The sequence below is a fragment of the Hylemonella sp. W303a genome (assembly GCF_046452315.1).
Classification (GTDB): Bacteria; Pseudomonadota; Gammaproteobacteria; order Burkholderiales; family Burkholderiaceae_C; genus Hylemonella.
This window is the reverse complement of record NZ_JBKFDG010000002.1, coordinates 166830-178233: the sequence shown is the minus strand read 5'-3', so window position 1 is coordinate 178233 and position 11404 is coordinate 166830. Positions and strand designations below refer to the sequence as shown.

Annotated in this window: 11 protein-coding genes; 10 read left to right on the top strand and 1 reads right to left on the bottom strand. The window is 62.8% G+C overall.

Annotated elements, in window-relative coordinates; genetic code table 11:
• Nucleotides 1-13: 13 nt before the first annotated feature.
• The 9 genes from ACLBKS_RS04460 to rng are packed head-to-tail and all read left to right on the top strand — an operon-like array spanning nucleotide 14 to nucleotide 7797.
• A complete protein-coding gene (locus ACLBKS_RS04460) occupies nucleotides 14-733 on the top strand; it encodes a YebC/PmpR family DNA-binding transcriptional regulator (RefSeq protein ID WP_410191594.1) in 720 nt (239 codons plus the stop codon).
• A gap of 14 nt (nucleotides 734-747) precedes the next feature.
• The gene (gene purD, locus ACLBKS_RS04455) at nucleotides 748-2043 is read left to right on the top strand and encodes a phosphoribosylamine--glycine ligase (protein WP_410191593.1); all 1296 of its coding nucleotides are present in this window, start codon (nucleotides 748-750) and stop codon (nucleotides 2041-2043) included.
• 23 nt (nucleotides 2044-2066) lie between these two features.
• Nucleotides 2067-2711, top strand: a complete 645-nt coding sequence (locus ACLBKS_RS04450) for a 1-acyl-sn-glycerol-3-phosphate acyltransferase (protein WP_410191592.1) — start codon at nucleotides 2067-2069, stop codon at nucleotides 2709-2711.
• On the top strand, nucleotides 2708-3670 hold the full coding sequence (gene hemF / locus ACLBKS_RS04445; protein ID WP_410191591.1) for an oxygen-dependent coproporphyrinogen oxidase: 963 nt from the start codon (nucleotides 2708-2710) through the stop codon (nucleotides 3668-3670). The genes ACLBKS_RS04450 and hemF overlap by 4 nt, the downstream gene beginning before the upstream one ends.
• A complete protein-coding gene (nadD, locus tag ACLBKS_RS04440; protein ID WP_410191590.1) occupies nucleotides 3670-4290 on the top strand; it encodes a nicotinate (nicotinamide) nucleotide adenylyltransferase in 621 nt (206 codons plus the stop codon). Before hemF ends, nadD begins: the two co-directional genes overlap by 1 nt.
• Nucleotides 4290-5114 carry a ribosome silencing factor gene (rsfS, locus tag ACLBKS_RS04435; protein ID WP_410191589.1) on the top strand — a complete coding sequence of 275 codons (825 nt, stop codon included), beginning with the start codon at nucleotides 4290-4292 and terminating at the stop codon, nucleotides 5112-5114. The genes nadD and rsfS overlap by 1 nt, the downstream gene beginning before the upstream one ends.
• Before the next feature lie 9 nt (nucleotides 5115-5123).
• Nucleotides 5124-5591: a 23S rRNA (pseudouridine(1915)-N(3))-methyltransferase RlmH gene (rlmH, locus tag ACLBKS_RS04430; RefSeq protein WP_410191588.1), complete on the top strand. Its 468-nt coding sequence runs from the start codon at nucleotides 5124-5126 to the stop codon at nucleotides 5589-5591.
• Nucleotides 5592-5645: 54 nt separating this feature from the next.
• A complete protein-coding gene (locus ACLBKS_RS04425) occupies nucleotides 5646-6281 on the top strand; it encodes a Maf family protein (RefSeq protein ID WP_410191587.1) in 636 nt (211 codons plus the stop codon).
• Between the two features lie 22 nt (nucleotides 6282-6303).
• On the top strand, nucleotides 6304-7797 hold the full coding sequence (rng, locus tag ACLBKS_RS04420; RefSeq protein ID WP_410191586.1) for a ribonuclease G: 1494 nt from the start codon (nucleotides 6304-6306) through the stop codon (nucleotides 7795-7797).
• 84 nt (nucleotides 7798-7881) lie between these two features.
• Here rng and msbA read toward each other — a convergent pair whose 3' ends face one another.
• Entirely contained in the window at nucleotides 7882-9660 is a 1779-nt protein-coding gene (msbA, locus tag ACLBKS_RS04415; protein ID WP_410191585.1) for a lipid A export permease/ATP-binding protein MsbA, read from the bottom strand.
• 296 nt (nucleotides 9661-9956) lie between these two features.
• Here msbA and tolB point away from each other — a divergent pair, with 296 nt between their 5' ends.
• Nucleotides 9957-11258 (top strand): Tol-Pal system beta propeller repeat protein TolB, encoded by a 1302-nt coding sequence (gene tolB, locus ACLBKS_RS04410; RefSeq protein WP_410191926.1) that lies wholly within the window; start codon nucleotides 9957-9959, stop codon nucleotides 11256-11258.
• Nucleotides 11259-11404 lie beyond the last annotated feature (146 nt).

The following is an 11404-nucleotide window of genomic DNA, read 5'->3' as shown; positions in this document are numbered from 1 at the left end:
AGAAGGAAACCTTATGGCTGGACACAGCAAATGGGCCAATATTCAGCATCGCAAAGGCCGCCAGGACGAGAAGCGCGGCAAGATCTGGACCCGCATCATCCGTGAAATCACCGTCGCCGCCCGTGCTGGCGGCGGCGATCCGAGCGCCAACCCCCGCCTGCGCCTGGCCATCGACAAGGCCAAGGCCGCCAACATGCCGGCCGATCGCGTCAAGTACAACATCGACAAGGCCACCGGCAACCAAGAGGGCGTGAACTACGAGGAAATCCGCTACGAGGGCTATGGCATCGGCGGCGCGGCCATCATCGTGGACACCATGACGGACAACCGCGTGCGCACCGTGGCCGAGGTGCGCCACGCCTTCAGCAAGCACGGCGGCAACATGGGCACGGAAGGCTCTGTGGCCTTCCAGTTCAAGCACTGCGGGCAATTGATCTTCGCGCCCGGTACCAGCGAGGACAAGGTGATGGAAGTCGCCCTGGAAGCAGGAGCCGAGGACGTGATCGCCGACGAGGAGGGGGCCATCGAGGTCCTGACCGCGCCGGCGGACTTCGAAGCCGTGAAGAACGCGTTGGAGGCCGCCGGCCTCAAGCCCGAGGTCGCGGGCGTGACCATGCGCGCCGAGAACACCATCGATCTCTCGGGCGAAGACGCGGAAAAGATGCAGAAACTGCTCGACGTGATCGAGGATCTGGACGATGTTCAGGACGTGTACCACAACGCGTCCTTGTGAATGAAAGTACTCGCTTGAAAGTTCTAGTGATCGGCGGCGGTGGCCGCGAACATGCGCTGGCCTGGAAGCTGGCTGCCTCACCCAAGGTGCAGGTGGTCTATGTGGCGCCGGGCAACGGTGGCACCGCGCGGGACAAGCGCTTGGTCAACGTGCCCATCTCGGACGTCAAAGCACTGCGGGAATGGGCGCAGCAAGAAAAGATTGGCCTCACGGTCGTCGGCCCTGAAGCACCGTTGGCTGCGGGTGTGGTGGACGAGTTTCGCGCGCACGGGCTGCGCATCTTTGGCCCGACCCGGGCGGCGGCTCAGCTCGAAAGCTCCAAGGCTTTCTCCAAGGCCTTCATGCAGCGCCACGGCATACCTACGGCCGAGTACGACACCTTCAGTGACCCGGTCGCCGCGCATGCTTACATCGACAAGATGGGCGCTCCCATCGTCGTTAAGGCCGATGGCCTGGCGGCGGGCAAAGGCGTGGTGGTCGCGATGACCCTGGCCGAGGCGCACGAGGCGGTGGACTTCATGCTGCTGGACAACAAGCTCGGCGTCACCCACAACGAAGGTGGCGCGCGTGTCGTCATCGAGCAGTTTCTCCAGGGCGAAGAAGCCAGCTTCATCGTGTTGTGCGACGGCAAGAACGTGCTGGCATTGGCTACCAGCCAGGATCACAAGCGCCTGCTGGACGGCGACCAGGGTCCGAACACCGGTGGCATGGGGGCCTATTCACCCGCTCCCGTGGTGACGCCCGCAGTGCACGCCCGCGCCATGCGCGAGATCATCCTGCCCACGATCAAGGGCATGGAAAAGGACGGCATCCCCTACACGGGCTTTCTTTATGCCGGTCTGATGATCGACGCCGAGGGGCATCCGAAGACGCTGGAGTTCAACTGCCGCATGGGCGACCCGGAGACCCAGCCCATCATGATGCGCCTCAAGAGCGACTTGTTGGACGTGCTGCTGGCTGCTACAGAGGGCAAGCTGGATCAGGTCGAGCTGGAATGGGACCGTCGCATCGCCTTGGGCGTGGTGCTCGCCGCGCATGGCTACCCGCTGAATCCGCGCAAGGGCGATCTCATCACCGGCCTGCCTGCAGACACGGAAGAAGGCGTGGTGTTCCACGCGGGCACGATGCAGCAGGGCGAAGGCAAGGATGCGCAGGTTCTGGTTTCGGGCGGCCGCGTGCTGTGCGCCACGGCCTTGGGTGGCACGACCCGTCAAGCCCAGATGCGCGCCTACGAGCTGCTGGAAAGCATCCGCTTTGATGGTATGCAGTACCGCAAGGACATTGGCCACCACGCGATTCGAAAAGGCTGAGGGCCTGGGGCCCGACCTGCTTCATGACTGATTTTCCTCCCCCGCAAGCGGTGCAGTTTCCCGGCAGCGCGGTCGGTCGCTGGGTGCTGCGCCGACTGGGTTGGCGCGTGCATTTCGAGGGCCTGCCATCGCTGCAAGGCGTGCTGATCGTCTACCCGCACACCAGCAACTGGGACCCGGTCTTCGCCTACGCGGTCAAGTGGGCACTGGGTCTGCGTCTGCGCTACTGGGCCAAGGCCAGCCTGTTTCGCATTCCCCTGCTGGGTGCGTGGCTGCGTTCCTTCGGCGGCATTCCCATCGAGCGCGGCAAGGGCGCGCAAGGCATGGTCGGAGACACCGTGGCGCAGATGAAGCAGGCTCAGGATCGCGGAGAGTATTTCTGGCTGGCGCTGGCGCCCGAGGGCACCCGCAAGTACATGCCGGGCTGGCGCAGCGGCTTCTACCGCGTGGCGGTCCAGGCGGGCGTGCCCTTGGGCATGATGGTGCTGAACTACCAAAAGCGCGAGGCACGGGTGCTGGATTTTCTGCGTCTGACGGGGGATGAAGCCGTGGACATGGCACGCATCGCGGCTGCCCTGGAGCCGCACGCCGTGGCCTACCACCCCCATGACGCGGCGCCCATACGCCTGCTGGACAGCGCCGCACCCCGCGAGGACGGCAAGGCATGAGCGCGGCACATGGCATGAATGCGGTGGCCCCTGTGGACGATATCGAGGCCGTGCGCGTCTATCTGCAAGGTTTACAGCAGCGCATCACCGAAGCGATCGAACGCGTCGATGGGCAGTCGGTCTTCTTGGCCGATGCCTGGCGCAAGGAGCCGGATGAACCGCTGCAAGGCGAAGGGTTGACCAAGATCTTGGAAGGCGGTGCGGTGTTCGAGCGCGCAGGCTGCGGGTTTTCGCATGTCCGAGGCCCGAAGCTGCCGCCCTCGGCCACTCAGCATCGACCTGAACTCGCGGGCGCGCCTTTCGAGGCCATGGGGGTATCGCTGGTTTTCCATCCGCGCAACCCCTATGTGCCCACGGTCCACATGAACGTGCGCATGATCGCGGCCACGCCCGCAGGCCGTGAACCCGTGTGCTGGTTCGGCGGGGGCATGGATCTGACGCCTTACTACGGCTTCGAGGAGGATGCGGTGCACTTCCACCGCAGCTGCCGCGACGCGCTCACCCCCTTCGGACCAGATCTGCATGTGCGCTTCAAGCAGTGGTGCGATGAATATTTTTTCCTGAAGCACCGCAACGAACAGCGCGGCATCGGGGGCATCTTTTTCGACGATTTTGCGGAACTGGGCTTTGAACAGAGCTTCGCGCTCTTGCGCAACGTCGGGGACGCCTTTCTGGGAGCCTATCTCCCCATCGTCGAGCGACGCCGAGGCATGGCGCATGGTCAACGTGAGCGCGAATTCCAGCTCTACCGTCGCGGTCGTTACGTCGAGTTCAACCTCGTCTGGGACCGTGGCACACACTTTGGACTGCAGTCGGGCGGACGCACGGAGTCCATTCTGTTGTCCATGCCGCCGTTGGCCAGTTGGGCCTACCAGCAGACTCCCGAACCGGGTTCGCCCGAAGAAGCGCTGTACCTCCATTTCCTGCCGCGACGGGACTGGCTGAAGGGAGTCGTCTGATGGCGCTCAAGGTCGGTGTGTTCGGCGGGGCTTTCGACCCGCCGCATCTGGCGCACCAGGCCCTGGCCGAGGCCGCCCTGAACCAGCTCGGTCTGGACGCATTGCATATCGTGCCCACCGGCCAAGCCTGGCACAAGGCGCGGACCCTCAGCGATGCCTCGCACCGGCTTGCGATGTGCCGCTTGGCCTTTGGTGATCTGGCGCGAGGCCCGGCCCGACTGGTGTTCGACGAGCGCGAGATCCGGCGCGCTGGCCCGAGTTACACCATTGACACCTTGCGCGAGTTGCATGCCGAGTACCCAGGTGCTGAGTTCTTTCTTGTGCTGGGGCAGGACCAAGCCGAAGCCTTGACTCAGTGGAATGACTGGCAGAGCGTCGTGGCCTTGGCCTGGATTTGCCACGCTGACCGCGACTGGGAAGGGCGTGCACAGAGCTTCGAGCCACCGTCATCGCTGCGGTCCCGTTACCGCAAGCTGCAGATGCCGCTGATGCGCCACAGTGCCACCGGTGTTCGCGCCGAGGTCGCGGCAAAACCGGACGTTTCCCCGGATTTGCGCTCGCTGGTCAGCCCCGCCATTGCGGGTTATATTGAAACCCACCATCTTTACCAGAAGACTTGATGAAGCCTGAAACCACGATGACCGACAACGCCGTCAAAAAAGACATCCAAAAACTCCAAAGGGCCATCGTCGATGGCTTGGAAGACGTGAAGGCCCAGGACATTCAGGTGTTCAACACCGAGCACCTGTCCCCCTTGTTTGAGCGTGTGGTCGTGGCCTCAGGCACCAGCAACCGGCAGACCAAGGCCCTGGCGGTCAGCGTGCGTGACGCGGTGCGTGAAGCAGGCTTTCCCAAGCCGCGCACCGAGGGAGAAGACAACGGCGAGTGGATCATCGTGGATTGCGGCCAGGCCGTGGTGCACGTGATGCAACCGGCGATACGCCAGTACTACCACTTGGAAGACCTCTGGGGTGAAAAGCCTGTTCGTCTGAAGCATGGGACCGAAAAACCCATGGCCAAGGTCGCGCCGAAAAAGGCCGAGGATACCCGCGGCAGCGACAAGCCGAGCAGCCTGAAGCGCTCCAGCGCGGCCAAGAAGGGTGCGGCGGAGGCCTTCCCTTCCAAGGCGCAGCAGCAGAAAGCGGCGGCCAAGGCTGCGGGCAAGAAGTCGACGCCCGCCAAGACCGCAGCGGGCAAAACGCCTGCTCGCAAAGCGGCCAAGCCACTGCCCAAGGTGGTGAAGGTCAATGCGCCCAAGCCCGCTGGCAAATCGACGTCGGTGAAGTCGGCGACCGCGAAAAAGCCCGCCGCTGTGAAATCGCCAGTCCAGAAGGCCCAAGCGTCCAAATCTCCGGCGCCGAAGGCCCCCACGAAGAAGGCGGTTGCCAAGAAGGCACCCGCCAAGAAGGCCACTTCCAGCAAGAGTGCCGCCCGCAAGGGCTGATAGCTGGCCATGAGGCTGCTGATCGTCGCGGTCGGCCAGCGCGTGCCCGACTGGGCCCAGACTGCCTGGGACGATTACGCCAAGCGCTTTCCTGCTGAACTCAAGGTCGAGCTGAAGGCGGTCAAGACCGAACCGCGTGGCTCGCGCACGGTGGAGCAGTTGATGGCGGCCGAGCGCAAGCGCATCGAAGAAGCGGTGCCCAAGGGCGCGCGCCTCGTTGCGCTGGATGAGCGTGGCACCGCGCTCACGACCCTGGCGCTGGCAGGCAAGCTCAAGGACTGGCAGCTTCAGGGGGACGACGTGGCCTTGGTCATCGGGGGGCCCGACGGCCTAGAGCCTGCCTTCCGCCAAATGGCCCATGAGCGCATCCGGCTGTCCGACCTCACCTTGCCGCACGCCATGGTGCGGGTACTTCTGGTCGAGCAGCTGTACCGTGCCTGGTCTGTCAACGCAGGCCACCCTTACCACCGCGAATGAACGAATGGGCTGGTCTGAGATCTCATGACACGGCACCATCGTTGAACGTTGAACATGGCCGATTTCATTTACCTCGCTTCCCAGAGTCCCCGTCGCCGCCAGTTGCTGGAACAGCTGGGCGTCCGCCATGAACTGTTGCTACCCGATCCTGGGGAAGATGCCGAGGCATTGGAAGTCGTTCAGCCGGGCGAGGCGCCCGCGGCGTACGTGCAGCGTGTGACGCAGCTCAAGTTGGACGCCGCGCTCGCGCGCCTACGGCGGCGCGGCTGGCCGCCCGCACCCGTGCTGTGCTCCGACACCACGGTCGCCTTGGGGCGGCGTATCTACGGCAAGCCGAACGACGAGGCAGATGCGCGCCGGATTTTGAGTGAGCTGGCGGGTGATGCCGGTGGCACCGATCCGCGGGGGCGAGGCCGTACTCACCGCGTATTGACGGCCGTGGCCGTCGGGACCTCGCGCAAACGGCTCGCCGCGCTCAGTGATTCCCGGGTGCGTTTCGCTCCCATGAGCCGTGCCCAGATCGCGGCATACGTCGCCAGCGGCGAACCCATGGGCAAGGCGGGCGCCTACGCGGTGCAGGGCAGAGCGGCAGCTTACATCGACCACCTCAGCGGCAGCTACTCTGGCATCATGGGTTTGCCGATGTTCGAAACGGCGGGCTTGTTGCGTGCCTTCGGTTTCACTCTCTGATCACCACCCCATCTCCGACGCCATGGAAGAAATCCTCATCAACTGGTCGCCCCAGGAAACCCGCGTGGCCGTGGTGGAAAACGCCGCGGTGCAGGAGTTGCACGTCGAGCGCACGGTGGAGCGAGGCTTGGTCGGCAACATATACCTTGGCAAGGTGTCGCGGGTGCTGCCTGGCATGCAATCGGCCTTCATCGACATCGGCCTGGAACGGGCTGCTTTTTTGCATGTGGCTGACGTTTGGCATCCGCCCGCCGAAGGCGAAACGCTGAGTGCCGCCCGCGCGGCGCAGAGGGACACACCCGAGCCCATCGAGAAGCAGGTGTTTGAGGGGCAATCCTTGATGGTGCAGGTGATCAAGGACCCGATCGGGACCAAGGGTGCGCGACTGTCCACGCAGATCAGCATCGCGGGGCGCTTGTTGGTCTTCCTGCCGCAAGACGATCACATTGGCGTTTCGCAGAAGATTCCCGTCGCGGAGCGTGATGCGTTGCGGCAGCGTTTGCAAAAGATCGTGAGCGAGGCGGGTGGAGAGAAAAAGAACGGGGGCTTCATCCTGCGCACCAACGCCGAAGAGGCGACAGACGCTGAACTCGCCGAGGACATCGCCTACCTGCGCAAGACCTGGGCGCGCATCAAGGAAGCTTCGCAGCGCCTCGCTGCCAAGTCCCTGCTGCACCTGGATCTGAACCTGCTGCAGCGCGTGCTGCGCGATCTGGTCGGGGAACGCACGGGCAGCATCAAGGTCGATTCACGCGAACAATTCGAGGCCCTGCGTGCCTTTGGCCAGGAATTCATGCCAGGCGCAGCGACGAAGCTGGAGCTGTACAAAGGGGAGCGCCCCATCTTCGATCTCTACGGTATCGATGAGGAAGTGGCGCGCGCTCTTGGGCGGCGCGTGGATCTCAAGAGCGGTGGCTACCTCATCGTCGATCAGACCGAGGCCTTGACGACGATCGACGTGAACACCGGGGGCTACGTTGGTGCGCGCAATTTCGACGACACCATCTTCAAGACCAATCTGGAAGCGGCCGGTGCGATTGCGCGGCAACTGCGCCTGCGCAATCTCGGAGGCATCATCATTGCTGACTTCATCGACATGACGCGCGAGGACCATCGCGAAGCCGTGTTGGCGGAGTTTCGCAAGCAACTCGCGCGCGACCGTGTGAAGACCATGCTGGGAGGCTTCTCGCAGCTCGGCCTCCTGGAGATGACTCGCAAGCGCACCCGAGAGAGCCTGGCCCACATGCTGTGCGAGCCTTGCTCCCACTGCCAGGGGACCGGCCAGGTCAAGACCACCCGCAGCGTCGCTTATGAAATCTTGCGGGAGATTCTGCGCGAAGCCCGCCAGTTCAATCCACGTGAGTTCCGTGTGCTGGCGGCGCCTCAGGTCATTGAGCTTTTGTTGGACGAAGAAAGCCAGCACTTGGCTGGCTTGAGTGACTTCATCGGAAAGCCGATTTCCCTGCAGAGCGAGGCGGGCATGTGGCAGGGGCAGTACGACATCGTGCTGTTGTGATGGGCAGGCTCTCCCATCTCGACCTGCCAATCAGGCGGTGCAAACGCGACGTTCAGATCATCTGGTCGGTAGGTCGTTAGGTCGTTATTCGGCGTCGTCACGCAGCCCCAGTTTGTAGAGGCGGGCGTACAGGCCGTCGCGGTCCAACAGTTCCTTGTGAGTGCCGCTTTCAGCGATTCGACCTCCATCCAAGGTGATGATGCGGTCCGCATGTTGAACGGTCGAAAGTCTGTGGGCGATGACGATGGTCGTGCGGTTCGTCATCAGACGCTCCAGTGCCTCTTGGACCGCGCGTTCCGACTCCGTGTCCAGCGCGGAGGTGGCCTCATCCAGGATGAGGATGGGGGCGTCCTTGTATATTGCCCTCGCGATGGCCAAACGTTGGCGCTGGCCTCCCGATAACTGGGTCGCGTTGTGACCAACCGCTGAATGGATGCCGTTGGGCAGGCTTTTGACCAGATCACCCAGGTTTGCAGCCTCCAGGCTGCGCAGCACGCGGGCCTCGTCGAGTTTTCGATCGCCAAGCGCGACGTTCGCCGCGATGCTGTCGTTGAGCAAGACCACATGCTGGTGGACGAACGCGTATTGGTTGCGCAGTGCTTGCAGATCCCAGTCTGGCAGAGAGACGCCATCCAACAGGATGCGACCTTGACTGGCCTCGATGAAACGGGGCAACAAATTCACCAGCGTGGTTTTGCCGGATCCCGAGGCGCCCACCAGGGCCACAGTCTCTCCCGGCGCAATTGACAGACTCAGGCCATCGATGGCGGGCCGTGCTGCGTCTGGGTAGCTCAGGCTGACTTGCTCGAAACGTATCTCGCCCCGTGCCCGATGCTCTGGCGGCGGCGGGCTGTACGTTCCGCCTTTCTCCAGTGGGGTATCTTCGACCAAGCTGATGGCGCGCTCAAGTGCGGCCAATCCGCCGGTGATCGAATTGGCCACGCCCGAGAGATGCTTCATGGGCGTCAAAAGCATCAGCATCGCGGTGATGAACGACACGAAGTCACCGATGGTGGCCTCGCCACGGATGCTTTGCATGAGGGCGATGCTGATGACCAAAGACAGCGCGACCGCGGCCAGCATTTGGGTCAGGGGTGTGAGCGCGGAGGACGCGACCCGGGATTTGAACTGCAGGCGCAACAGCGAGCGTCCCAGTTTCTCGAAACGCTGTTGTTGAATGGCCTGAGCACCGTGCAATCGCACGTCCCTGTGAGCCAGAACGTTTTCCTCGACAGCGTAAGCCAGTTCTTCCGTGGCACCAAGGCTGGCGCGCGTGAGCTTGTAGAGACGACGTGAGACCGTGCGTACGACCCAAGCAATGGCCGGGAACAGCAGCCCAACGATCAGGGTCAGCTGCCAGTTCACGTAAAGCAAGTAGGCCAGCAGGGCCACGAGCGTCAAGACGTCCCGGGAGGCACTGATCAGCGTGGGCACCAGCTGGCGCGTCCCGGATGTGATCTCGTAGACGATGGTGTTGGTCAGCGACGTGGCCGAACGATTGCCGAACAAGGTCAAGCGCGCGTCAAGCATGTGCTTGAACAGGTCGCTGCGCAGGCGGAATACGCCATTGCTGGTGATGTTGACGAGTGCCAGCGCCGCGACATAACCCGCGATGCCACGCACACCGAACAGCAGGATGAGTGCGATCGGTACCAACCAAGGGTTGAAGGTGGTGGTGGCGAAGCCGTGGTCCAGCAGTGGCTTCATCAACGCAGGCAATACAGGCTCGCAAGCCGCGACCAGAAAGGTACACAGAACGAGTGCGAACCAAGAGCCTTTGTCTTGGCTGAAGTAGGGCCACACCCGACGCAGGCGGGCAAACACACTGCGCGCGCTGGCGGAAGGTCGTGATGAGGCTTTCATGGGATATGACACCGAGCAAAAGAAGCATTCGCGGCAGACTGCTCGAAGCGAATGCGAAATCCTTCAAGTCTAACTGAACGCCCTTTAACCTCATGGGGTTGTATGATGCCAAGCCCACTTGCCGTGGCTACGTTCCGGTTTTCCTCTTTAGCCCATGCGATCGCCTGGGCCTCTGTCGGAGCGCGACATCGCAAGGTTTTAGTTGCTGGGCAATACGCATGTTGCATCGTCGGTATAGGTTTCCCAATTTCCTTCTGTCCGCTGTCTGGTTTTTTGCCTTGCTGCTGATTCAGCAAGTGCTGATCGCGCCCGCGCACGCCCAGTTCCGTGTCGAGGTGGCGGGAGTCGGCTTGACGCAAGTCCCGTTCTCAGTCGCGCCCTTTCGCGGGGAGGCGGCCACTCCGCAGAAGATCAGCGCGATTGTTCTGGCGGACCTTGAGCGCAGTGGACAGTTTCGCAGCGTGATGCTGAGCAAGGCGGATGCCTTGGATGAAACGGCACGCCCCGATTTGGCTGCGTGGCGGCAGGCCGGTTCGGATGCTTTGGTTGCCGGCAGCGTGACCCGCATGGCCGACGGTCGCTTTGACGTGCGCTTCCGTCTTTGGGATGTGGTCGCGGGCAAGGACTTGGGAGGTCAGAGTTTCTTGGTCAATGCGGCGGATCTGCGTCTCGCGGCGCACCGAGTGGCCGACTATGTGTATGAACAGCTCACCGGTGACAAAGGTGTGTTTTCAACACGCATCGCCTATGTGACCAAGACGGATCAGCGACACAGCCTTTGGGTGGCGGACGCCGACGGCGAGGCTGCACAGCCTGCGCTTTCCAGTCCCGAGCCCATCATTTCCCCCACATGGTCGCCCGATGGTCGGCAATTGGCTTATGTGTCCTTTGAGTCACGTCGGCCCGTGGTTTACATCCACGAAGTGTCCACCGGCCGTCGCCGGCTGGTGGCCAGCTTTCGCGGCTCCAACAGCGCGCCCGCGTGGTCTCCCGATGGACGCTTCCTCGCGGTGACCTTGAGTCGTGATGGAGGGTCGCAACTCTATACCCTGGACTTGAACAATCTTGCGGCCGAACCCGTCCGTTTGACTCGTTCCAACGGCATTGACACCGAGCCCACCTATTCCGCAGACGGCCGCTTCATTTATTTCGTCAGTGACCGCGGGGGCAGTCCGCAAATTTATCGCTTGCCCGCCAAGGGCGGCAATCCTGAGCGAGTGACCTTCAGCGGGACCTACAACATTTCCCCCGCGCTGAGTGTCGATGGGCGTTGGCTTGCCTACATTTCTCGTATCAATGGCGAATTCAAGTTACACGTGATGGAGCTTGCCAGCGGCACGGTGACGATGCTGACCAACACGGTCTCTGACGAGAACCCGAGCTTCGCGCCCAACAGCCGCTTGTTGCTGTATGCAACGAAGCAGAACGATCGTGAGGCTCTGATGACGACCACGCTTGACGGCGCCATCAAGGCGCGCCTGAGCGGACAGGGCGGTGACATCCGAGAACCGGATTGGGGGCCCTTCGTGGGCGTCGCCGGTTCAGGTGGGGCTGCGTCGGTCAGCGCCGCGGGCGGTCAAGCGAACGCGCCGCGGTAACTGCGGTGGACTCGCCATTCGAGCGTGCTGGGACGCGCTCAGCGGCTCAAACGCGGGGCTGTGTGGCGTGAAAATCCAGTCCTGACGCCGCACCTGGCGCACAGGCGCGGCTTTGAGGATTTCATACTTATTAACATTTCTGCCCG